This is a genomic window from Micromonospora sp. NPDC002717, from assembly GCF_040295705.1.
Classification (GTDB): Bacteria; Actinomycetota; Actinomycetes; order Mycobacteriales; family Micromonosporaceae; genus Micromonospora.
Genome location: NZ_JBEOVW010000002.1, coordinates 124,730 through 147,104, shown reverse-complemented (window position 1 = coordinate 147,104; position 22,375 = coordinate 124,730). Strand labels below are relative to the sequence as shown.

General features: G+C 74.3%; 24 protein-coding genes. 13 read left to right on the top strand and 11 right to left on the bottom strand.

Annotated elements, in window-relative coordinates; genetic code table 11:
* The first annotated feature begins 15 nt into the window (after positions 1-15).
* The 3 genes from ABT006_RS04730 to ABT006_RS04720 all read left to right on the top strand — a co-directional run bounded on the left by ABT006_RS04730 (position 16) and on the right by ABT006_RS04720 (position 4,218).
* Positions 16-924, top strand: coding sequence for a serine hydrolase (locus ABT006_RS04730; protein WP_350702973.1), 909 nt, complete (start codon positions 16-18; stop codon positions 922-924).
* 153 nt (positions 925-1,077) lie between these two features.
* Positions 1,078-2,067 (top strand): MBL fold metallo-hydrolase, encoded by a 990-nt coding sequence (locus ABT006_RS04725; protein WP_350702971.1) that lies wholly within the window; start codon positions 1,078-1,080, stop codon positions 2,065-2,067.
* Positions 2,068-2,262: 195 nt separating this feature from the next.
* Positions 2,263-4,218 (top strand): hypothetical protein, encoded by a 1,956-nt coding sequence (locus tag ABT006_RS04720; protein ID WP_350702969.1) that lies wholly within the window; start codon positions 2,263-2,265, stop codon positions 4,216-4,218.
* A 70-nt stretch (positions 4,219-4,288) separates the two neighbouring features.
* Here ABT006_RS04720 and ABT006_RS04715 read toward each other — a convergent pair whose 3' ends face one another.
* The 3 genes from ABT006_RS04715 to ABT006_RS04705 all read right to left on the bottom strand — a co-directional run bounded on the left by ABT006_RS04715 (position 4,289) and on the right by ABT006_RS04705 (position 6,389).
* Entirely contained in the window at positions 4,289-4,828 is a 540-nt protein-coding gene (locus ABT006_RS04715; RefSeq protein ID WP_350702968.1) for a DUF1697 domain-containing protein, read from the bottom strand.
* Between the two features lie 92 nt (positions 4,829-4,920).
* A complete protein-coding gene (locus ABT006_RS04710) occupies positions 4,921-5,460 on the bottom strand; it encodes a hypothetical protein (RefSeq protein ID WP_350702966.1) in 540 nt (179 codons plus the stop codon).
* Positions 5,457-6,389, bottom strand: a complete 933-nt coding sequence (locus ABT006_RS04705; protein ID WP_350702964.1) for a ParA family protein — start codon at positions 6,387-6,389, stop codon at positions 5,457-5,459. Before ABT006_RS04705 ends, ABT006_RS04710 begins: the two co-directional genes overlap by 4 nt.
* A 187-nt stretch (positions 6,390-6,576) precedes the next feature.
* Between ABT006_RS04705 and ABT006_RS04700 the strand changes: the two genes are divergently transcribed.
* From ABT006_RS04700 to ABT006_RS04680, 5 genes are read left to right on the top strand one after another with little or no spacing between them, the layout of a single operon-like run.
* On the top strand, positions 6,577-8,226 hold the full coding sequence (locus ABT006_RS04700) for a Ycf46 family AAA ATPase (protein ID WP_350702962.1): 1,650 nt from the start codon (positions 6,577-6,579) through the stop codon (positions 8,224-8,226).
* Positions 8,227-8,257: 31 nt separating this feature from the next.
* Positions 8,258-8,710, top strand: a complete 453-nt coding sequence (locus tag ABT006_RS04695) for a hypothetical protein (protein WP_350702960.1) — start codon at positions 8,258-8,260, stop codon at positions 8,708-8,710.
* Positions 8,710-8,922, top strand: coding sequence for a DUF2997 domain-containing protein (locus ABT006_RS04690; protein WP_350702959.1), 213 nt, complete (start codon positions 8,710-8,712; stop codon positions 8,920-8,922). Before ABT006_RS04695 ends, ABT006_RS04690 begins: the two co-directional genes overlap by 1 nt.
* Positions 8,906-9,922, top strand: a complete 1,017-nt coding sequence (locus tag ABT006_RS04685) for a ComEA family DNA-binding protein (RefSeq protein ID WP_350702957.1) — start codon at positions 8,906-8,908, stop codon at positions 9,920-9,922. Before ABT006_RS04690 ends, ABT006_RS04685 begins: the two co-directional genes overlap by 17 nt.
* Positions 9,915-10,631, top strand: a complete 717-nt coding sequence (locus ABT006_RS04680) for a 4Fe-4S single cluster domain-containing protein (protein WP_350702955.1) — start codon at positions 9,915-9,917, stop codon at positions 10,629-10,631. Before ABT006_RS04685 ends, ABT006_RS04680 begins: the two co-directional genes overlap by 8 nt.
* Here the strand turns inward: ABT006_RS04680 and ABT006_RS04675 are convergent.
* The 5 genes from ABT006_RS04675 to ABT006_RS04655 all read right to left on the bottom strand — a co-directional run bounded on the left by ABT006_RS04675 (position 10,598) and on the right by ABT006_RS04655 (position 15,159).
* Positions 10,598-12,019, bottom strand: a complete 1,422-nt coding sequence (locus ABT006_RS04675; protein ID WP_350702953.1) for an amino acid permease — start codon at positions 12,017-12,019, stop codon at positions 10,598-10,600. The genes ABT006_RS04680 and ABT006_RS04675 overlap by 34 nt on opposite strands.
* 115 nt (positions 12,020-12,134) lie before the next feature.
* Positions 12,135-12,686, bottom strand: a complete 552-nt coding sequence (locus tag ABT006_RS04670; protein ID WP_350702951.1) for an SOUL family heme-binding protein — start codon at positions 12,684-12,686, stop codon at positions 12,135-12,137.
* Positions 12,687-12,725: 39 nt separating this feature from the next.
* Positions 12,726-13,475 (bottom strand): YqeB family protein, encoded by a 750-nt coding sequence (locus ABT006_RS04665; RefSeq protein WP_350702949.1) that lies wholly within the window; start codon positions 13,473-13,475, stop codon positions 12,726-12,728.
* A complete protein-coding gene (locus tag ABT006_RS04660) occupies positions 13,472-14,266 on the bottom strand; it encodes an ABC transporter permease (protein WP_350702947.1) in 795 nt (264 codons plus the stop codon). Before ABT006_RS04660 ends, ABT006_RS04665 begins: the two co-directional genes overlap by 4 nt.
* Entirely contained in the window at positions 14,263-15,159 is an 897-nt protein-coding gene (locus ABT006_RS04655; protein WP_350702945.1) for an ABC transporter ATP-binding protein, read from the bottom strand. The genes ABT006_RS04660 and ABT006_RS04655 overlap by 4 nt, the downstream gene beginning before the upstream one ends.
* A 133-nt stretch (positions 15,160-15,292) precedes the next feature.
* Between ABT006_RS04655 and ABT006_RS04650 the strand changes: the two genes are divergently transcribed.
* Together ABT006_RS04650 and ABT006_RS04645 are read left to right on the top strand one after the other, a co-directional pair.
* Positions 15,293-16,531, top strand: a complete 1,239-nt coding sequence (locus ABT006_RS04650) for a sensor histidine kinase (protein WP_350702943.1) — start codon at positions 15,293-15,295, stop codon at positions 16,529-16,531.
* Entirely contained in the window at positions 16,510-17,223 is a 714-nt protein-coding gene (locus tag ABT006_RS04645; RefSeq protein ID WP_502890863.1) for a response regulator, read from the top strand. Before ABT006_RS04650 ends, ABT006_RS04645 begins: the two co-directional genes overlap by 22 nt.
* A gap of 170 nt (positions 17,224-17,393) precedes the next feature.
* Here ABT006_RS04645 and ABT006_RS04640 read toward each other — a convergent pair whose 3' ends face one another.
* Positions 17,394-18,209, bottom strand: a complete 816-nt coding sequence (locus tag ABT006_RS04640; RefSeq protein WP_350702938.1) for a D-Ala-D-Ala carboxypeptidase family metallohydrolase — start codon at positions 18,207-18,209, stop codon at positions 17,394-17,396.
* Positions 18,210-18,512: 303 nt separating this feature from the next.
* Between ABT006_RS04640 and ABT006_RS04635 the strand changes: the two genes are divergently transcribed.
* Positions 18,513-19,166: a DUF6642 family protein gene (locus ABT006_RS04635; protein ID WP_350702936.1), complete on the top strand. Its 654-nt coding sequence runs from the start codon at positions 18,513-18,515 to the stop codon at positions 19,164-19,166.
* 27 nt (positions 19,167-19,193) lie between these two features.
* Here the strand turns inward: ABT006_RS04635 and ABT006_RS04630 are convergent, their stop codons facing one another.
* Positions 19,194-19,835 carry an NAD(P)-dependent oxidoreductase gene (locus ABT006_RS04630; RefSeq protein ID WP_350702934.1) on the bottom strand — a complete coding sequence of 214 codons (642 nt, stop codon included), beginning with the start codon at positions 19,833-19,835 and terminating at the stop codon, positions 19,194-19,196.
* Positions 19,836-19,972: 137 nt separating this feature from the next.
* Positions 19,973-21,205 (bottom strand): serine hydrolase domain-containing protein, encoded by a 1,233-nt coding sequence (locus ABT006_RS04625; RefSeq protein WP_350702932.1) that lies wholly within the window; start codon positions 21,203-21,205, stop codon positions 19,973-19,975.
* An 81-nt stretch (positions 21,206-21,286) separates the two neighbouring features.
* Here ABT006_RS04625 and ABT006_RS04620 point away from each other — a divergent pair, with 81 nt between their 5' ends.
* Positions 21,287-21,880: a pentapeptide repeat-containing protein gene (locus ABT006_RS04620; protein WP_350702930.1), complete on the top strand. Its 594-nt coding sequence runs from the start codon at positions 21,287-21,289 to the stop codon at positions 21,878-21,880.
* A gap of 45 nt (positions 21,881-21,925) precedes the next feature.
* Positions 21,926-22,375: a pyridoxamine 5'-phosphate oxidase family protein gene (locus tag ABT006_RS04615; RefSeq protein WP_350702928.1), complete on the top strand. Its 450-nt coding sequence runs from the start codon at positions 21,926-21,928 to the stop codon at positions 22,373-22,375.

Genomic DNA, 22,375 nt, shown 5'->3' with positions numbered 1-22,375 from the left:
GCTACCGTGCGTAGCGTGGTGACGGAGCGGATCGCGGAGATCTTCGAACGGGTCGGGGTCACCGGCAGTCTGCACGTGGTCGACCTCGACGCGGCCGACGACGGCGCGGGGCAGCCCGGCGGCCGGCGGGAGGTGGCGGTCCGGGCCGACGAGCAGGTGGTGATCGCCTCGATCTTCAAGATCCTGTTGGTGCTGGAGTTCGCGCGGCAGGTCGTCGCCGGCCAGCTCGACCCGCAGGAGCGGGTGCTGGTCACCGCCGCCGACCGGCTCGGCGGGTGGGGGATCGCCGGCTGCGCCGACGACGCCGAGGTGTCGCTGCGGGACCTGGCCTACTTCGCCATGTCGGTCAGCGACAACACCGCCGCCGACCTGCTGCTGCGCCGGGTCGGCGCGGACGTGCTGCCGATGCTCGCCGCCGAGCTGGGGCTGCCGCGCACCCGGATCGTCGGCGGCCCCCGGCACCTGGTGGAGACGATGCTCGCCGACGTCGGCGCGCGCACCGAGGCGGACTTCGCCCGGATCTTCCCCACCCTGTCCGCCGAGCGGGTCCGCGCGATGCGGGTGTTCGACCCCGCGCACACCACGTCGAGCACCGCCCGCGAGATCACCCGGCTGCTCGGCCTGGTCTGGCGGGACGAGGCCGGCCCGCCCGGGGCCTGCGCGATGGTCCGGGGCTGGATGGCCCGGCAGCTCTTCTGGACCCGGCTGGCCGCCGGCTTCCCGCCCGGGGTGCGGGTGGCCGGCAAGACCGGCAGCCTGCCGGGGCTGCACCTGGAGGCCGGCGTGGCCGAGTACCCCGACGGCGGCCGGTACGCGATCGCCGTCTTCGCCCGCGCCGCCCACCTCGCCACCCGCCGCATCGACGTCGACCTGGCGATGGGCGAGGCGGCCCGCACCGCCGTCGAGGCGCTGCGCGCCCGCTGATTTCCGGCCGGAACGAGCGGCGCCGGGCCCCGCTGAGCTGGTCCGATATGCCGGCGGGTATCGGCCGTTCCGGCCGTGGATCTTGGACCGGGCGGGGGGCGTGCTGATTGGCTCGGCACCGACCGATCAGCACCACGACGGGGAGAGTTCCGCATGCCCAACCTCGACCGCCGCCGCTTCCTCCGCGACGCCGCCGCCAGCACCGCGCTGGTCTCCGCCGGCGGGCTCGCCGGCGCCGCCCTGGCCGGCCCGGCGCAGGCCGCGCCGCCGGCCACCGCCCCGGTCGCCGCCGCACCGGCCGGCCGCCGCCGCGGCCCGGTCAGCTTCCGCTGGTGGGGTACGACGGCCTGGCGCATCGACATCGGCGACCGCACGGTCCTGGTCGACCCCTTCCTCAGCCGCATCGACACCGGGCTGTTCAAGGGCGCCTTCGACACGGCCGCGCCGCTGAAGGTCCGCACCGACGTGGTGGACTCCCTCGTGGACCGGGCCGAGACGGTGCTCGTCACGCACACCCACTGGGACCACTACATGGACGTGCCGCACATCGCCGGCCGCACCGGCGCCCGGGTCGTCGGCACGCTGACCGCCTACCACCTCGGGCTGGCGTACGGGCTGCCGTCGGGGAAGCTCAGCCCGGTCCGGGGCGGGGAGGTGCTGGACTTCGGCGCCTACACCGTGGAGGTGGTCAGCTCGCTGCACAGCCGCAACGCGTCGTACTCGATGGCGTTCCCCGGCGTACGGGTCAGCCAGCCGGCGCAGCCGGCCACCATCGCGGACCTGCCGGAGGGGGACACGCTGGCGTACCAGGTGCGGGTGGCCGACGGACCGTCGGTGTTCTTCATGGGGGCGAGCGACTTCGTCGCGCGGAACCTGACCGGCCTCGCCCCCGACGTGGCCATGGTGGCGCTGCCGAGCACCACCGCCACCGCCGACTACGTCGAGCGGCTGCTCGACGCGCTGGACCGGCCGAAGGTCGTGGTGCCGGTGCACTTCGACAACTTCGAGACGGAGCTGCGCAACCCGGTGACCGTGGAGCCGAAGGACCGGGAGCGGCTCGACGGGCTGATCGCGGCGGTGCGGCGGGTCTCCCCGCGCAGCCGGGTGGTCGTGCCCGAGTACCACACCGCGTACCACTTCTGAGGGGGACAGTGCGGTGGGGGGGCGGGGGGGGCGCCCCCCCCGCCCCCCCCGCCCCCCCCCCCCCCCCCCCCACGACCGCTCCGTCACCCCGTTGACGGCCGACTCTCCCGGCCCTAGGGTTCCCCGTTAACGGTCAGGGCCGTAACCGTGGAGGCTTTGGTCGTCTCAGGGTGAACCCAGCCGGAAGGGCGCATGATGTCGGGAAATCTCTCGCGGCGGGCACTACTCGCCGGGCTCGGTGCGGTAACGGCGGCAGCCGTATCTCCTCGGGCGGCCCTCGCCGCCCCGGACGGCGAACCCGGCGAGACGTTCGACGTCGCCATCACCGACCTCGGCGCGGCCTCCCGGGTGCTCAACTTCGGCAACGGCGTCCGCGTCGGCAACGAGATCTGGTTCGCCACCCGGCAGATCCTGCCCACCCGGGTGGCCGCGTACGACCTGACCCAGCGACGGATCACCAAAACCGCCCTCATCCCCGGCGTACCCGGCCTGTGGGGCATCGACGCGGTCGGCACCGACCTCTTCGTCTCCTCGTACTCCCCGGGCCTGCTGTTCAAGGTGGACACCGTCACCCTGGAGGTGACCCGGGTGCTCGACCTGAAGGAGGAGGTCGGCTGGACCGTCAAGGCGTCCCCGGACGGCCGGGTCTTCGTCGGCACCTACCCCTCGGCAAAGCTCTGGGAGTACGACCCGGCGACCGACCGGGCCACCGACCACGGTCGGATGGATCCCGACGACACCTACGTCCGCGACCTGGTCGCCACCGACACCACCGTCTACTGCGGCATCGGGTCCCACGCCGGGCTCGTCGCCTACGACCGGGCCACCGGCACCCGCGCCGACATCCTCCCCGCCGAACTGCGCGACCGCACCTTCGGCGCGGTCTGCCACCTCGCCGGCGACCACCTCGTCGTCGGCATCTCGCCCACGGCCGAGATCCTCGTCGTGGACACCCGCGACCACAGCCGCCACCAGATCCTCAAGACCCCGAACGACTCGTTCGTCGTCGGCATCACCAGCCGCGGCGACGAGATCTTCTACACCACCCGCCCGAGCGGCTCGCTCTACCGGTTCCGGCTCGGCGACACCGCGCCCACCCTGGTCGGCGTCCCGATCGCGGAGGCGTCGAACGTCCGGATCGGCTTCCTCGACGACGGCCGGCTCTGGGCCGTGCAGACCGCCGGGGGCATCTTCTACGACCTCGACACCCGCACCACCGAGGCGCTGGACATGAGTTCGCCGGACCTCGCCCCCACCCCCGAACGGCCGATGTCCCTCTGCCACGCGGGCGACCGGATCGTGGTCGGCGGCACCCTCGGCGTGCAGGTCGTCTCCACCGAGGCCACTGCGGCCTTCGACACCTTCCGGGTGCCGTTCGGCGGCGAGGCGAAGGACATGGAGACGTACGGCGGCGTGGTGCACATGGGCGTCTACACGCTGGCCCGCTACCTCACCCTGCCCGTCGACGGACGGGCCGCCACCGAGGTGGCCCGGGTCGACGCCGGGCAGGAACAGACCCGCCCGACGTCGCTGACCGTCGACCGGCGCCGCGGCCTGGTGCTGATGTCCACCGAACCGGACTACGGCCGCTGGGAGGGCGCGCTCAACATCTACGACGGGCAGCGGATCCGCAGCTGGCGGGGCATCCTGCCGGACCAGACCGTGCAGTCGCTCTGCCCCGACCCGCACGGCGTCTTCCTCGGCGGCAGCATCCGCAACGGCTACGGGACCACCCCGACGACCAGCCGGGCCAGGCTCGGCTACTTCGAGTACGGCAGCGAGCGCCTGGCCTGGCTCGTCGAGCCCACCTCGGGCGGCGTCATCGTGGACCTGAAGCTGATCGGCCGGGTGCTGGTCGGCGTCACCAGCGAGGGCGAACTCTTCGCGCTGGACTCGCGTACCCGCGAGGTGCTCTGGCGGATCGACGTCGGCGCGGCCGGCGGCAAGCTGGCCGTCATCGACGACCGGGTCTTCGGCGTCGACGGCACCCGCCTCTGGACCGTGCCGGTGGGCCGCCGCCAGCCGACGCTGACGGTGCTGGCGGACGGGCTGAACCAGTCCTGGTTCGGCGCCCCGGAGGTGGTCACCGACGGCGTGCGCGCCCTCTTCACCACCCGCGGCACCAACCTGATCCGGGTCGACCTGAGCTGACCGGTCCCCGGCATCCGCTCGGGGCGCGCCGCTGACAGGGGGCGGCGCGCCCCGACCATGCCCGGTCGGGTCAGGGTGTCGCCAGCTCGGCGAGGGCGCGCACCGACCGCCAGTTGCGGGTGGTCGCCACGACGCCGAGCTTCTTCTCCAGGTAGTTGTTCGTGAACTTCGACCGGCCGTAGCCGCCGTCGGGGTAGTGCAGGTAGACCTCGCGCCCGGTGACCGTGAACGCGACGTTCTCGCCGCCGGGCACGGTCAGCGCGTCCACGGCGGACTTCTTGGGTGCGGTCGCGAGGAAGGCGACCAGCAGCCGCGTCGGGTCGTCCTCCCCGTCGGCGTACGGGTTGCCGCCGGCCACCGCCGCCAACTCCCGGCCGCCGCGCACCAGCACCGGCACCGTCAGCCCCAGCTCGTCGGCGATCGCCCGCTCGATGCCCCGCGCCAACGCGTCGGCGTCGCGCACGGTGCTGCCGAAGACCACGTTCCCGCTCTGGAGGTAGGTCTTCACGTCGTCATGCCCGAGGCCGGCTACCAGCCGGCGCAGGTCGGCCATGCCGACCTTCGCACCGCCGACGTTGACCCCGCGTAACAGCGCCACCCACCTGTCCATGCGACCTCCTCGACCCCGGTACGGGCCAGCCTAGGGGCCGGCGGCCCACCGGTCGGCCCGCGCGCCGGCCCAGCGTCGGCCCGCAGGCCGACTCAGCGGCGGCGGATGGCGGTGGAGTCGAGGCGGAAGCCGATGGTGCGGTCCACGATCCGGTCGACCAGGTCCGCCTTGCGCAGCCCGGCGACGCCCCGCAGCTCCAGGCCAGCGGCCAGCGCCCGCAGGTCGCGGGCGGTCCAGCCGGAGAGGTACGCCGTACCGTCGGCGCGGCGGGACATGGCGGCCAGCGCGGCGCGGGCACGGGCCGGGTCGGTCGCCGGCACCGCCCGCCGGGCGGACCGCGCGGCCGGGCCCGCCGGATCCGCGGATGGGGCGACCGGACGTGCCGGCCGGCCGGCCGGATCCGCGGGTGGGCCGGACCGGCCCGCCGGCTGGCCGGCCGGACGCGGGGGTACGGCGGCCCGACGGGCGTGCTGCACCGGGCGCGCGGCGGTGGGCGGACCGGGCGCGGCCCCGTCGAGCGGCACCACCGCGAGCCGGGCACGCCCCTCGACCAGGGCGGCGAGGTCGGCAGCCGGCAGGTCCCGTAGCAGCGCGGTCAGCAGGTCGGTGACGTCGCGACCCGGCCCGGTCACGCCACGACCCGCTCGGGCTGGAGGTGTTCGAGGAACTCCGTGGCGAGCTGACGAAGTTCGTCGCGGACCACCGGGGTGGTGATCCGGTCGCGCAGCACCACCGGCACGCCGCGCGGGGTGTTCGTGGCGAACGCCGTGACGTTCTCCCGCAAAGCGGTGGGGAAGACCGGCAGGCCGAGCGCGCGGACCTGGTCCATGTAGCCCTGGTGCGCGGCGATCGGCCGCTGCGCCATCAGCTGGATCATGGTGAACACCACCCCGGCCACGCCGGGGGCGACCTTGTGGTGCCGGCGGGTGGTGGCGAACCGGCGGGCGTCGGCGTTGTAGTGGTCGACCAGCTCCCGGACGTTGCCGTGCAGGTAGTCGATGCCCAGCGTGGAGAGGTAGTCCGCCTTCGCGGGGATGAGCAGGTGGTCGCTGGCGATGATGGCCGACTGGGTGACCACGTTGAAGTTCGGCGGGCAGTCGATGAGCACCAGGTCGTAGCCGCCCAGCGCGTCGTCGTGCAGCCCCTCGGCGAGGGAGCCGCGCACCCGGAACAGCTCGGCGTCGTACTCCTCGCCGTCGGCCACGCCCCGGGCCAGGGTCAGGTCGATGTCGACGAGCTGGAGATGGGACGCGATCAGGTCGAGGCGGCCGGCGCCGGTGAGCCGCGCGTTGGCCGGCCCGGGGGAGACGACCAGCTCGCCCAGGGTCACCGCCGGGGTGTCCCCGCGCAGCCCGTCGTACCAGCGCTTCACCGTCCGGCCGTCGCGCAGCCGCTCCCGCCAGTCGTCGGGTTCGTAGAAGCCGAACGTCAGGCTGGCCTGCGGGTCGAGGTCGATGAGCAGCACCTTCATGCCCCGGTTGGCCAGTTCGGCCCCGAGGTTGGCGGTGACGGTGGTCTTGCCGACCCCGCCCTTGTAGTTGATCACGGACACCACGTACATCGGCGGCACCTCCCCGACCGGGAACGGTAGCGGGCGGGCGATCTTCGTGCGGAACCCGCTCCGGCCCACGCGGCCACTGGGCGGGCAGGGCAGTCGACGCGGCCGGGGGCCAGAGATTCCGCGCCTGATCGGCCACCGGGTGCCGATCTCTCCGGCTGTTAGAGTCTGCGCTGCTCAAGTGCGCGGTGTGGGGGAGGGATCGACGGTGGTGCCGTTCCGGGTCGCGCTGTCACAACTGCTCAAGGCGCGCTTCCCGATCCTCTACGTCGAGTCGTTCGAGGAACAGCGGGTTGTCGCCGAGGTCTGCGCGGTCGCCCAGGACGCCCTCGCGGTCCGCACGCCCCGCGCGGTGTGGACCTGGTCGCAGACGACGGGGCTCGTGCAGCCCGACGGCGTCGCCCGCAAGGGCACGACCGACCCCGCGGACGCGCTCGACGCGGCGCTGCGGGTCGACCACCCGAGCGTACTGATCTTCAAGGACCTGCACCCCGCGCACGGCGGCTACCAGCGGGGCGGCCCCGGGGTGGTCCGCCGGCTGCGGGACCTGGCGGCGGCCTTCAAGGCCGGGCCGGTGCCGCGCACCCTCGTCCTCGTCTCGCCGGTGCTGCACATCCCGGTGGAGCTGGAGAAGGACGTGACCATCGTCGACTTCCCGCTGCCCACCGAGGCGGAGATTCGGCGGGTGCTGGACGGGATGATCGCCGCCAACTCGGCCAGCGGCCGGATCCGGATGGGCCTGGACGACCTCGGCCGGGAACGGTTCGCCAAGGCCGCGCTCGGGCTCACCCTGCACGAGGCGGAGAACGCGTTCGCCCGCGCCATGGTCAACGACGGGGTGCTCGACGACGGCGACCTCGCCGTGGTGCACGAGGAGAAGCGGCAGACCGTACGCAAGTCGGGGCTGCTGGAGTTCGTCGACGTCACCGTCGACCTCGCCGACGTCGGCGGGCTGGAGAACCTGAAGCGGTGGCTGGCCCGGCGGGACGGTTCCTGGCTGGCCGAGGCGGCGGCGTACGGGCTGCCCGCGCCCCGGGGCGTCCTGATCACCGGCGTGCCCGGCTGCGGCAAGTCGCTGACCGCGAAGGCGATCGCCGCGGCCTGGGGCCTGCCGCTGCTGCGGCTGGACGTCGGCCGGGTCTTCGCCGGGCTCGTCGGGTCCAGCGAACAGAACATGCGCACCGCCATCCGGACGGCCGAGGCGACCGCGCCGTGCGTGCTGTGGGTGGACGAGATCGAGAAGGGCTTCGCCGGCGGCGCCGGCGACTCCGGCACCTCCGCCCGGGTCTTCGGCTCCTTCCTGACCTGGATGCAGGAGAAGACGCGGCCCGTCTTCGTCATCGCGACCGCCAACGACTTCGAGGGGCTGCCCCCGGAACTGCTCCGCAAGGGCCGCTTCGACGAGATCTTCTTCGTCGACCTGCCGACCCGCGCGGAGCGGGCGTCGATCTGGCGGGTCCACCTCGCCCGGCGGCTGCGCAACCCGGCCGTCGCCGGTGGCCTGGCCCTCGACGACGCCCTGCTCGGCGAGCTGGCCGGGCTCAGCGAGGGCTACTCGGGGGCCGAGATCGAGCAGGCCGTCGTCGGCGGCCTCTTCGACGCGTTCGCCGAGCGGCGTCCGCTGCGCCGCGACGACCTGGTCCGGGCGCTGGTCAGTATGGTGCCGCTCAGCGTCACCCAGGCGGAACGGATCGACTCCGTACGCTCCTGGGCCGACACCCGTGCCGTCGCCGCCACCGCGGCCGAGGACTGGGACCTCGGCGGCCGTCCCGGCGGCCCGCGCTCCCGCCCCGGCCCTCCCCCGCAGCGGGGGCAGGGCGGACGAGCGGTCGAGTTCTAGTGTGTGCCTCGACTGGAAGGAGAGGTGCCCGATGAGCGTCTCACTGATACTCCTGCCGCTGGCCGTCGCCGCCGTCGCCGCGACCCATGGCGCCACCGCGGGGCGGGACCGGGAGGGCCGCGTCGTCTGCCAGGTGCAGACCCGGATGCGGGACGAGACGCTGCTCGCCGCGGCGCTGCGCGACACGGATGCGGTGGTCGGCACCGACGGGGACGCGATCACCGCGGAGTGGGCCGGCGTGCGGGCGAGCTTCCGGCGCGGCGAGGACGGCGTCTGGGCGGCGCACTTCACCGGTGAGGTCGACGAGCAGCGGGCGGTCGAGGTGGTGCGGGCCATCGACGCCGCCTACGGTCGGCAGGTCCAGCGGGCCGTGCTGGCCCGGCTGCGCGAGCAGGCCCCCGTCGCCGGCCTGCGCCTGGAGTCCGAGCAGGTCACCGAGGACGCGAGCGTCCGCCTGGTGTTCGCCGTGGAGGGCAGGTCCTGATGAGTGGGCAGCCGCGGATCGTGGTCACCGTCTCCAGCGAGGGCGTGGTGAGCGCCGAGACCCGGGACGTGCTCGGCGACCGCTGTCTCGACTACGTTGCCGTGCTGGAGGACCTGCTGGCGGCGCGGGCGGTGAGCAGCGCGTACACGGCGGACCACGCCCGCGCCGCCGTGACCGAACGGCAGGAGCAACGCGATGTCGAGCGCGCCTAGCCCGGGCTGGCCGCACCCGACCGCCCCGGGCCCGGCCGGCCCGGTGGGGAGCCTGAGGTGGCGGCTGCTGCACAGCTGGTGGCTGCTGCTGCCGCTGTTCGGGTGCAGTTGCCTCGGCGGCTTCGGGTTCATCTACGTGGGGCTCCGTGCCGGGCGGCCGGCCTGGTGGATCCCCGGCATCGTCTACACCGTGGTGGGCTGGACCGCCTTCGTCGTCGTCGGCGAGACCGACAAGGAGGCCGCCGCCAGCGACTGGGCCGTCGGCGCGCTGCTGGCCGTCACGGCGGCCGGCATCCTGCACGCCCTGCTGGTCAACTCGGCGTGGCTGCGCTGGCGGGCCGGCTACCGCCCCTGGTACGCCCCGCAGCCGGGGGCGCCGTGGCCCGGCGGCCCGTACCCGCCCGGCCCGCTGGCCCCGCCCCCCGGGGCGGCCCCCGCCGGTGCGTTCACGCCCGCCACCGGGCCCTACCCGCCCGGGGCGCCGGTCCACGCGCCTGCGTCGCCGGCGTACCCGCCCGCGTCGCCGGCGTACCCGCCCGCGTCGCCGGCCTTTCCGCCGGGGCCGCCCGGATATCCGTCGGCGCCGGCGTACCCGCCTTCCGCGCCGACCCACCCGCCCGTACCGGCGGGGTCGCAGCCGCCGGCCGACCCGACGATGGTGCCGTACCAGCCCGTCGACTACTACGGGACCGGACCGGTCGCGGCTCCCGTGCCCCGGCCCGGCCAACCGGTCACGGCCCGGCCCTCCGGGCCGGTGGACGTCAACGCCGCCGGCCACGACGACCTCGCCGCGCTGCCGGGCTTCGACCCGCACCGTGCCCGGCAGGTGCTGGCCGAGCGGGACCGGCGGGGCGGGTTCGGCAGCCTGGCCGAGTTCGCCGCCGCCGCCAACCTGGCCCCCCACGAGTACGCGCGCCTGCGGGACGTCCTGGTCTGCGCCCCGCCCGCCAGCCCGGCGCCGGGGCAGCAACCGCCGCTCGGCCGGGTCCTCGATGTCTGAGAGCTCCCCGGCACCCGGCGCGGTACCCGAGCCGGCGCTCGGCCCGGCGCCCCGCGCGGCGGGCGGGGCGGAGACCGTCGCCGTGGCCCGGTTCCTCGGCGCCACCCGGGCCGAGGGGCCGGGCGAGCGCACCGCCGTCTGGGTGCAGGGCTGCGCCATCCGCTGCCCCGGCTGCTTCAACCCGCACCTGTGGAGCTTCCGGGGCGGCGAGCGGGTGGCCCCGGCCGACCTGGTGCGGCGGGTGCTCGACGCCGGCACCGAGGGGCTGACGCTGCTGGGCGGCGAGCCCTTCGACCAGGCGGCCCCGCTGGCGACCGTCGCCGCCGGGGTACGCGCCGCCGGGCGCTCGGTGATGACCTTCACCGGCTACACCAGAGCACAGCTGGACCAGGCGGTCGACGCCGGTCGGGACGACGTCGCGGCGCTGCTCGCGGCGACCGACCTCCTCGTCGCCGGGCCGTTCCTGGCCGACCGGCTCGACACCCGGCGACCCTGGGTGGGCTCCACCAACCAGGAGTTCGTGCTGCTCAACGACCGCTTCCCGGGCCTGCTCGACGCGGTGTCGCACAGCCCGGACCGGGTCGAGGTGACCGTCGACGCCGCCGGCGGGATCGCCGTGAACGGCTGGGCGGAGGTCGACGCCCTCGACGAACTGCTGGCGTCGGTGGCCCGTCCTCAGCCCCGCCGGGCGAGCTTCGAGCGGCGGTAGCCGTAGAAGGCGTAGATCAGCGCGCCGAGCACGAACCAGACCGCGAAGCGCAGCCACGTCACCGGGGCGAGGAAGGTGATCAGCCAGAGGGAGAAGAGGGCGCCGATCGCCGGCACCACCGGCATGCCCGGCAGCCGGAACGTGCGTGGCGCGTCGGGGCGGCGGTAGCGCAGCACGATCACCGCGACGCAGACCACCACGAAGGCCAGCAGGATGCCGATGTTGGTCAGCTCAGCGGCCTCCCGGATCGGCAGGAAGCCCGCGATCAGGGCTGAGCCGACGCCGACGATCCAGGTGACCCGGCTCGGCACCCGGCGGACCGGGTGCACCTTGGCGAACCAGCCCGGCAGCAGGCCGTCCCGGCTCATCGAGAACCACACCCGGGTGACGCCGAGCATGAAGGTGAACATCACGGTCAGGATGCCGATGATCGCGCCGACGGCGATCACGCTGGCCAGGCCCGACAGGCCGACGGAGGCGAACGCGGAGGAGAAGCCGCTCTCCGGGTCGATGTCGCGGTAGTTCTGCATGCCCGTCAGCACCAGGGTGGCCAGCACGTAGAGGACCATCGAGATGGCCAGCGAGTAGAGGATCGCCTTGGGCATGTGCCGGCGGGCGTCCTTCGACTCCTCGGCGGCGGTGCTCATCGCGTCGTAGCCGAAGACCGCGAAGAAGACCGTGGCGGCGCCGGTGAACGCCCCGCTCAGCCCGAACGGGAAGAACGGCGAGTAGTTCGCGGTGTGGACGTGGAAGAAACCGACCACGATGACCAGCAGCACCACGGCGACCTTCAACGCGACGACGAACGTCTCGAAGCGGGCAGCGGACTTGATGCCGAGGTTCAGCAGGAACGCGATGAACAGGCAGAGGATCACCGCGAAGAGGTCCACCACGTGCCCGTCGCCGGTGCCCGGGGCGCCCAGCATCCAGGCCGGCAGCTCCGCCCCCAGCTCGGTGACGAGGAACGAGAAGTAGCCGGAGATGCCGATGGCCACCACGGCCACGATCGCCGTGTACTCCAGCAGCAGGTCCCAGCCGATGAACCAGCCCACCGCCTCGCCGAGCACCGCGTACCCGTAGGTGTAGGCCGAGCCGGCCTTCGGGATCATGCCGGCGAACTCCGCGTACGACAGGGCGGCGGCCGCGCTGGCGAGCCCGGCGATCAGGAACGAGATCAGCACGGCCGGGCCGGCGGTCTCGTTTGCCACCGCCCCGGCCAGGGCGAAGATGCCGGCGCCGATGATGCCGCCCACCCCGATGGCGGTGAGCTGCCAGAGGCCGAGGGATCGGGCCAGCCCGCCGCCGCGCTCGTCGGCGATCTCCTCGACCGGCTTGCGGCGGAAGATGCCCGTGCCGCCGCCGCCCGCGGCGCTTCCCGCGGAGGTCATCGTCGTCCCCCTTCCGAACCCGCCCGGGCGGTCACCCGTGCGTCCCCTGCCGGTACCCGCGAACGACGCGGGTAAATCTCCAACGAGGACGCCCGTGCCGGGGTGCGGCACGGGCTCACTCGGCGACCGGCAGCACCACCTCGTTGTGGCGCAGGAACCAGGGCTTCCACGGCGGGTCGAAGCGCGCGTACCGGACCGCGTCGGTGGGGCGCAGCCCGGCCGCGGTGACCGCCCGGCCGAGCGCGGTCGCCCGGCGGTCGAACGCCCGCGCCGTCCACCGGCCCCGGAACCGGGCCGCGGCGGCGAGCTGCGCGGGGACCTGCCGGGTGCGGACGCGGGGGTCCGTCGGCTCGGGCAGCGTGTCGGGGGCGCAGGCCGCCGGCAGCACCAGCCGCAGCAGCCAGCAGCCCGGCCGGTCGGCCTCCTCCTGGAGGTACGGCGCGGTCATCGCGATCGTCTCCGGGCCGGCCTCCCGCGCCGCGTTCCCGCTCGCGGCGCGGGGCCGGTTGGCACCCCCGACGTACGCGGCCAGCGGCCGGAAGCCGTCCCGGGCGGCCTGCTCGAACGTTCCCTCGACCTGCACCTCGGCGACGAGGTACGGCGGATAGCGGCGCAGCTCGAAGCCGGGGTGCCGGGTCACCACCCGGTACGGCTGCTGCTCGGTCATCGCGCGCTCCCCGTGCCCAGGGCCCCGTCGAAGGCAACGCTACCGTCCGTCGACCTCCGGCTCAGGCGAAGTCGCGTCCTCCGGCCGGTTACGCACGGCCGACCGGGTCAGCCGCCAGTACTGCCGTCTGCGCTCGTCCCGGACCACCACCCCGGAGCGGGCCAGTTCGCCGCGCAGCTCCCGGGCCTCGCCGCCCCGGTCGTCGTCGAGCGCCTTCTGCCGGGCCCGCAGCAGCGCGTCCGCGCCGACGGGCAGGCCGGGCAGCCCCGGCACCCACCGCCGGTACGCGTCCCGGTGCGGGTCGGCCTCCGCCCACGGCCAGCCGTGCGCGCGGAAGGCGGCGCGCAGCCGGTCGGGGGCCAGGTCGGACTTCTCCCGGACCAGTTCCCCGTCGTCCGGGCCGAGCAGCACCAGGTCCCTGCCGTCGAGGAACACCGCCCGCACTCCCCGCCGCTCGACCTCCCGGCGGGTGCCGCCGCGGCGCAGCGCCACCCGCTCGGCGCCGACGGTGACGGCGAGCCGCTCGGCGGTGCCGATGGCGGCGACCAGCAGGCCGCCCAGCGCGCCGACCGCCAGCCCGCCGATGCTCGCCTGCGGGTCGGGCAGCCCGGAGACCAGCCCGAACAGCTTCTGCGCCGGGGCCCAGGGCAGCTCGGCGAGCCACCCCGCGCCCGCGGCGAGCAGCCACCCGGCACCCGCCCCGAGCGCCGGAAAGCCGCCCCAGAACAGCGCCAGCTCCGCCACGCCGCCGTCGACGACGGTGGGAGCGCCGTGGCCGACCACCGTCACGACACCTCGCGGCGCAGCGTGCGGACCAGCCCGGCGACCAGCGGTACGACCAGCCAGACCAGCAGCGACACGCCGAGCCGCGCCCACTGCCCGGCGGTCACGTCCGGGGTGAACAGCGGTTCCATGGTGCGGCCCGTGTCCAGCCAGCCCGCCGGACCCTCCAGGTGCCGGATCAGCCCGCCGAGGATCGACCAGAGGGTCGGCAGCAGCAGGTAGCCGACGATGGCCAGCGGCGTGTTGAGCAGCAGCAGGCCGAAGCCGGCGCCCATCAGCACGCTGGCCACCTGGAGCACCACCGCGTGCAGCAGCAGCGACCCCTCGAAGCGCCAGGTACCCGCGCCGCCGGTGACCCCGGCGACCAGCGTGCCCGCGGCGGCCACGCCGAGGCTGACCAACACCGAGGCCAGGGCGGCCAGCACCATCGCGGCCAGCTTGGCCGCGATCACCCGCCCGCGGCGGGGCACCAGGGCGAACGTGGCCAGCGCGGTGCGCTGCGACCACTCGGCGGTGACCGACAGGATGCCCAGCACCGGCAGCAGCACCCCGACCGGCAGCAGCGTCGGGAGGAAGAAGTTGGCGAAGGTCTGGTCGGCGTCGGCCGTCCAGACGAGCTGGACCACGACGAGGGTGGCGGCGAGCAGCCCGATGGTGATCAGCAGCCACAGCCCGGCCCGGGTGTCGACGAGCTTGCGCAGCTCCACCCCGGTGAGCCGGAGCAGCGACGGTCGGCGTACCGCCGGACGACGGTGGGGTGCGACGGTGGGCGGGGTGGCGGCGGTGGTGGTGGTCATCGGACGGCCTCCCGGGTCGACGCGCCGGCGGTCAGGGTGAGGAAGAGCTGTTCCAGGCCGCCGCTGCCGGCGGCGCGCAGCTCGGTGAGAGCGACGCCGACGTCGGCGGCGGCCTGCCCGACCGCCGCGGCGTCGGCGCGGACCAGCAGCCCGTCGGTGCCGTCGGTGACCGGGAGCCCGGCCCGGTCCAGCGCGCTGCGCAGCGCCGCCGCGTCCCGCGCCCGGACCAGGGTGCCGCCGCCGGCCAGCAGCTCGTCCTTGTCGCCCTGGGCCACGATCCGGCCGCCCCCGATGACCACCAGCCGGTCCGCGACCGCCTCCACCTCGCGCAGCAGGTGGGAGGAGAGCAGCACGGTGCCGCCCCGGTCGGCGAAGTCGCGCAGCAGGCCGCGCATCCAGAAGATCCCCTCCGGGTCCAGGCCGTTGGCCGGCTCGTCGAGGATCAGCACCCGCGGGTCGCCCAGCAGCGCGTGTGCCAGGCCGAGCCGCTGCCGCATCCCCAGCGAGTACGCCCGGACCCGGCGCCTGGCCGCGACCGCGTTCAGCCCGACCAGGTCGAGCGTGGCGGCCACCTGCCGGCGGTCCACGCCCATGGTCGCGGCGGCGACGGCCAGCGCCTCCCGCCCGGTGCGCCCGGCGTGCTGGGCCGAGGCGTCCAGCAGCACGCCGACCTCCCGGCCCGGGTTGGGCAGCTCCCGGTACGGCCGGCCGGCGACCGTGGCACCGCCCCCGCTGGCCGGGGTCAGGCCGCAGATCATCCGCATGGTGGTGGACTTGCCGGCGCCGTTCGGCCCGAGGAAGCCGGTGACGGTGCCCGGCTCGCAGCGGAACGACACGTCGTCGACGGCCGTGTGCCGCCCGTACCGTTTGGTGAGGTGTTCCACGTCGATCATGTCGGTCAGGCTGCCCGCGCCGGCCGGCTGTCCGCAGCGGCCGAGGGTCTCGCCCGGCGGCTACCTAGGTCGACGTCGAGGTCTCGACTTTGGTAGCTGGCCGGCGTCCGGGGCGGCTGCCTAGCATGGCGGCGTGACCAGCGCGGCCGTACCCGACCATCCCTGGCTGCTGCCGGGGTCCCTCGCCGGGGCGGCCGGGCGGAGTCGGCGGACCACCCGGGACTGGCTCGTCGACAGCCTCTGCTTCCTGCTCGCCCTCGGCTGGGTCCTGCTCGTCACGGCGGACGCCGCCAGGCCCGACCCGCAGTTCGCGACACCACTGCCGCAGCGCTGGATGGTCCCGGTCGACGCCTTGCTCGGGCTCGTCTGCTGCGTGCTGCTCTGGGTGCGGCGCCGGTGGCCGTTGGGGCTGGCCGTCGCGACCCTGCCACTGACCGCCTTCTCGATGGCGTCGGCGGTCCCGCTGCTGATCATCTACTTCACCGTCGTGGTGCACCGCCGCACGGCCGTCGCGCTGGGGATCACCGCCGCCGGTCTGGTCACCAACTTCTTCTTCAGCTACCTGCGTCCCGACCCAAACCTGCCGTACTGGGTGGCGACCGTCTGGGGCGTGGTGCTCAGCCTCTCCGTGCTCGCGTGGGGCATGTTCGTCCGGGCACGGCGGCAGCTCGTCGTGTCGCTGCGGGAGCGCGCCGAGCGGGCCGAGGCGGAGCAGCAGTTGCGGGTGACCCAGGCCCGGCACCTGGAACGCACCCGGATCGCCCGGGAGATGCACGACGTGCTGGCGCACCGGATCTCGCTGCTCAGCCTGCACGCCGGAGCGCTGGAGTTCCGGCCGGACGCCGCGCCGGAGGAGGTGGCGAGGGCGGCGGGCGTGATCCGGGACAGCGCGCACGCCGCGTTGCAGGACCTGCGCGAGGTGATCGGGGTGCTCCGCGCGGAGACCACCGCCGAGGAGGACCCGGAGCGCCCGCAGCCCACCCTGGGCGACCTGCCGGCGCTCATCGAGGAGTCCCGGTCGGCCGGGGTGCGGGTCAGCGTCCGCGACGTGGTCACGGCGGCGGAACAGGTGCCCGCGGCGGCGGGGCGCAGCGTCTACCGGATCGTGCAGGAGGGGCTGACCAACGCCCGCAAGCACGCCGCCGGGGCCGCGGTCACCGTCGACGTCGGCGGCGGCCCCGGCGACGGGCTGACCGTGGAGATCCGCAACCGGTGGCCGGTCGGCGCCATCACCGGCCCGGAGATCCCCGGCGCGGGCACCGGCCTGGTCGGCATCGCCGAACGGGTCAGCCTGGCCGGCGGTCGGCTGGAGCACGGGCGGGACGACTCGGGCGACTTCCGGCTGACCGCCTGGCTGCCGTGGCCGGCGTGACCGGGCCGGCGACGGCCGCCACCGAGGGTCCGGTGCGGGTGCTGATCGTCGACGACGACGCGCTGGTCCGGGCCGGGCTGTCGATGATCCTCGGCGGTGTGCCGGACGTGCTCGTGGTCGGCGAGGCCGCCGACGGCAGCGAGGTGCCCGACGCGGTGGCCGCGTGCGCGCCGGACGTGGTGCTGATGGACATCCGGATGCCCCGGCTCGACGGGCTCGCCGCCACCGAGGCGCTGCGGGCGTCCCCCGACCCGCCGGAGGTGCTGGTGCTGACCACCTTCGACGCCGACGAGCAGGTGCTCCGGGCGTTGCGGGCCGGGGCCGGCGGCTTCCTGCTCAAGGACACCCCGCCCGCCGAGATCGTGCGGGCGGTACGCCGGGTGGCGGCCGGGGAGGCCACCCTATCCCCGGCGGTGACCCGCCGGCTGATCGACCACGTGACGGCCCCCCGCGCGCCCGCTGGCCCCGACCTCCGCCGGGAGCGGGCGCTGCGGCAGCTCGCCGGGCTCAGCGAGCGGGAGCGCGAGGTCGCCGTCGCGCTCGGGCAGGGCCGGACCAACGCCGAGATCGCGGGCGAGCTGTTCATGAGCGTCGCCACCGTCAAGGCGTACGTGTCGCGGCTGCTGGTCAAGCTCGACCTGAACAACCGGGTCCAGGTCGCCCTGCTGGTCCACGACGCCGGCCTGGTCTGACTCGGGCCGGCTCGCGGCGACCCGGGGCAGCACGACGCCGGCCCGGGGCGCGGGGATTTCCCTATCCGCGCTCCGGGCCGGCGTCGCCGTGACGTCCCACCTGTCCGGCCGTTCCCGGCCGGCGCGTTCCACCTGTCCGGCCGTTCCCGGCCGGCGTCGCCGTGCCCGTCCTACCGATCCGTCTCTCCCTGGGCGGCTCGGGCGTTGGCGGCGCCGATCCCGCAGTCCGGCGCGGACCAGCTGGTGGTGTTCGAGGTGCGGTCGCTGTCGTTCTCCCGCCGCGAGTCCACGTGCACGTGGTCGTCGTGGTCCGGGTAGCCCGGCCCGTAGATCCCGCTGAAGCCCCGGTTGCGGGCGTCCCGGGCCACCTCGCACAGCGAGCTGGTGCGGGAGACCACGTCGGCGGCGTTGCCGTAGAGGTGCTGGCTGTCCGACGCCCCGCCGACCTGGTCGTTGCAGGCGCGGCTGCGGAAGCCGCTGCTCACGTAGAGCGGCTTGTCACCGAGGCTGCGCCGCATCGCCTCCAGCTTCCACATCGTCTGCAGGGCGTTCTGCCGGGTCTGGGCGGCCGACAGCGGGCCGCCGGTCCACCCGCCGCGGCCGCAGCCGTCGTCCATCTCCGCGAAGCTGAAGTGCCGCGGGGTGCAGTCGTTGTCCTGCAGCTCGTAGATCTTGGCGTACGTCTGCGGCCCGGCGACGCCGTCGACCCGCAGCCCGTACGCGGCCTGGAACCGCCGGACCGCGGCGGCGGTCTTCGGCCCGAAGCGGCCGTCGAGTTCGACGATGTCCCGGTTGCCGGCCCAGCCGGCGACCCGGATCTGTAGCTGGCGGACGTCCTCGCCGGAGCGCCCCTGGTAGAGGTTGCGGTTCCACGTGTAGCAGGCGTCGGCATGGGCCGCCGGCGCGGCGACCACCGTGGCGATCGCGGCTCCCGGCATCGCCAGGGCGAATGCGACAAGCGCCCGTTTCAGGGTGTTAACGCGCACAGAAGTCCTCCCGATAGGAGTGCGATTGGGGTGGCTTTCGGGACATCGACCGGGGCGTCCCGCGTTTCCACCCTGACACCTGGGCGGCCCTTTGGCGGCAATAACGAGAATTGTCCTCACGATTGGCGGTTCCGGGGTCCTGCCCGGGCATCGGGCCCATTTGCGAAACGCCCAATCGCTGCGAACCGGCCGCAGAAAACCGCGAACGGCACGCGGCGTCGCAATCGGCGACACGGAGGGTGATGTTCCGCGGGCGGTTCGACGCGGTAACGTCAGCGCCGGCGGGAACGGGGAGGTGGCGGCGTGGCGCGCGGTGGCGTCTTCTGCGTCGAGGGCCAGTGGCACCGGGACCTCAACGAACGCGGCTCCGTCCTGCCCACCCTCGAACTGCTCGAACGGCTCGGGAAGATCCGCTTCATCCACAAGGACGCGGCGACCCGCGACGAACTCTTCTACTTCGTCGACCGTTGGTTGCTCAAGCAGTACGCCGACCACCGGGTGGGCTTCTTCGCGATGCACGGCGAACCGAGCCGGCTCTGCCTCACCGACTGGGAATCCGTCGAACTCGCCGACGTCGCCGAACTGATGGCCGGCCGTTGCGAGGGCCGACGGCTCTATTTCGGCAGCTGTTCCGTGCTGCGCGCCTCCGACGCCGCGCTGCGGGACTTCCTGGCCGCCACGGGAGCGGCGCTGATCTGCGGTTTCACCCGGGAAGTGGACTGGGTGGAATCGGCTGCCTTCGAAACCGTACTGCTCGACGTGCTGGCCAACGGGCAGCGGCACAACGCCGCCGAGCTGCGGATGGGCTCGGCGCACTGGGCGCCCCTCGCGTCGTACCTCGGTTTCCGGATCATCTACGCCAACGGCCGCGCCTGGCGGCCCTCGGTCCGCCCCCGCGTCCCCGCCCAGCCCGCCGCCGGCCGCGCCGCGCCCCGCCCACGCCGACTGACTGACTGACAGTCACCCGGGTAAGCCAAGGCACCTTCAGTACGCGGCGGTGAACCGCTCGTTCGTGTGGCGCGGGGTCTCGATCTCGTCGACGATCGCCACCGCCAGGTCCTCGTAGCTGAGCACCGAGCGGCCCTCGTCGTCGGTGACCGGCTGGTCGCCGCCCGTGCGGTAGTGCCCGGTGCGCTCGCCGGGATGGAACTCCAGCGGCGGCGGGGAGACGTACGTCCAGGTCACCCCGTCGGCCGACGAGCGGTAGAAGTCCAGGGCGTCGGCCTGGCCCAGCGCGGCGTTGCGGTACTCGTCGGGGAAGTCCGGCTCGTCGAGGTAGCGGGTGCCCTTCGGGGTGAGCAGTGTGGACCCGCCGCCCACGTGGATGATCCGGGGCGCGGCCGGCAGGTTCCGCAGCGTGCCGACCAGGGTCCGCGCCGCGTTGAGCCAGAGGCCGCGCTCCCCGCCGCCGATCGCCACCACCATGACGTCGGTGTCGGGCGCCAGCTCCCGCACGCTCAGTTCGGTGGTGGCGTCGCCGGTGACCAGCTTGACCGACGGCGGCAGGTACGCGGTGGCCTCCGGGCGGCGCACCGCGGCGGTGACCCGGTGCCCCCGGCCGACCGCCTCGGCGGTGATCCGCGAGCCCGCGGTGCCGCCCGCCCCGAACACGACGATGTTGCTCATGACCGCCTCCCGCCCCCGTCCGGCCGGGGCGGTGACCGTCTGCCTGCCCGCCCGCCGGGTTGCCGTCCGCCTCCCAGGTTATGGAGCGGGTGGCCCGGCCGGTGCGGTAACCGGCGATCCGACCGTGCCCGGCCGGCTCAGTCGACCAGGGCGGAGTAGACGAGCTGGCGCAGCTGCGGCCGCAGCGGGTAGGTGCTCGACGGCATGAGCTGGGTGAAGAGCAGCGCGGTGACCTCCTCGGCCGGGTCGACCCAGAACGCCGTGCTCGCCACCCCGCCCCAGTAGTACTCGCCGACGCTGCTCGGCACCCGGCTGGGAACCGGGTCCTCCACCACCGCGAAACCCAGCCCGAAGCCGATCCCGTCGAAGGTGGTCTCGGCGAAGCCGCCGGTGGAGAGGGTCCCCAGGTCCTGCCCGCCGGGCAGGTGGTTGCGGGTCATGAAGCGCACCGTGCGCGGCCCCAGCAGGCGCGCCCCGTCCAGCTCGCCGCCGCGCAGCAGCATCTGGGTGAACCGGTGGTAGTCGGCGGCGGAGGAGATCAGGCCGCCGCCGCCGGAGAGCAGCAGCGGCTTCTCGTACGCCAGGGCGCCCAGCTTGTCGTAGCGGAACGCGCGGCCGGTGCGCGGGTCCGGCGCGTAGAGCGCGGCGAGCCGGTCGGCGGCGTCACCGTCGGCCCACCAGTGGGTGTCGGTCATGCCCAACGGGCGGAAGATCCGGTCGGCGAAGAAGGCGTCCAGGCTCTGCCCGGAGACCACCTCGACCAGCCGGCCCAGCACGTCGGTGGCGACGGAGTAGCCCCAGGCGGTGCCGGGCTGGAACAGCAGGGGCAGCTCGCCGAACGCCTGGCAGGCGGTGGCCAGGTCGACGTCCGCCGGCGGGTAGATGTCGTAGCCGGCGGCCCGGTAGAGGCCGTCGACCACCGAGGTCTGCATGAAGCCGTACGTCAGGCCGGCGGTGTGGGTGAGCAGGTGCCAGACCCGGATCGGCTCGATCGCCGGCACCGTGTACGGCTTGAGGGCCGAGCCCTTGCTGTAGACCCGCAGGTCGGCGAACTCGGGCAGCCAACGGCTGATCTCGTCGGTCAGCTCGAAGCGGCCCTCCTCCCAGAGCATCATCGCGGCGACCGAGGTGACCGGCTTGGTCATCGAGTAGATCCGCCAGAGCGTGTCCGCCTCGACGGGTGCCCCCGCCTCGACGTCGCGCAGCCCGTACGTCGACGAGTGGGCGATCTCGCCGCGCCGGGTGACCACCACCTGCCAGCCGGCGAGCCGGCCGTCGTCGACGTACCTGCCGAAGTGCTCGTCGATCCGCGCCAGGCGCGCCGGGTCGAAGCCGATCTGGTCCGGGTCGATGCTGCGTGCCACACTCACGCCGCCGAACCTACTAGTCGGTACCTCGCACCGGAAGGGTCGGCCACCACACATGTCGTACCCGCTCAGTAGCCTGGCCCGATGCCCGAGCTGACCGAGGACGCGACCTTCCGCAACGAGGACTGGTACGGCGAGGAGCTGGTGGACCGGCACTTCGTCGGCTGCGCGTTCTTCCACGTCGACCTGACCGAGGCGGTCAGCCAGGGCGCGGTCTTCGACGGGTGCACCTTCGGCAACGTGCGGTTCAACGCCTCCCGGCACACCGACTCGGCCTTCACCCGGTGCACCTTCCAGCGGTGCAACTTCTTCGAGGCCGAGTTCACCGGCTGCAAGCTGGTGGGCAGCACGTTCGCGCAGTGCGACCTGCGACCGTTGACGATCTCCGGCGGCGACTGGTCCTTCGTCGCGCTGCCCGGCGCCGACCTGCGCGGCGTGCGGATCACCGACGTACGGATGCGGGAGGTCGACCTCACCGGGGCCAACCTGACCGGCGCCACCGTCACCGGCGTGGACCTCTCCGCCGCGCAACTGCACAGCTCCCGGCTGTCCGGCGCCGACCTGCGCGGCAGCGACCTGACCGCGCTCGACCCGACCGTCGTGGAGCGGGCCGGGGCGATCGTCGACCCGGAGCAGACCGTGGTGATCGCGCAGGCGCTCGGGTTCGAGATCCGCTGAGGAAAGCCGCCACGGGTTGTCCGGATTGGCTGCCACGCTCGACCCATGACATGGTGGTCCGACCTCCTCCGCGAGGAACCCGAGTTCGCCGAGCGGGTGCGTGCCCGCTTCGCGGTCCGCAAGCACGGCACGATGGCGACGCTGCGCCGGGACGGCTCGCCCCGGATCAGCGGCACGGAGTTCGACTTCGGCCCCGAGCACCTGCGGCTGGGCAGCATGGCCGGCGCGCTCAAGGCCCTCGACCTGCGCCGCGACCCACGGGTGGCGCTGCACTGCCCGACGGAGGACGCTCCCGAGGACGATCCGCACTCCTGGGGCGGCGACGCGAAGATCGCCGGCCGGGCGCACGAGGAGCCGCCCGGCGACGACGGCTCCCACCGGTTCCGGATCGAGCTGACCGAGGTCGTCCTGACCCGGGTGGGCGATCCGCCGGACCACCTGGTCATCGAGAGCTGGCACCCCGGCCGCGGGCTGCACCGCCGCCAGCGGCACTGA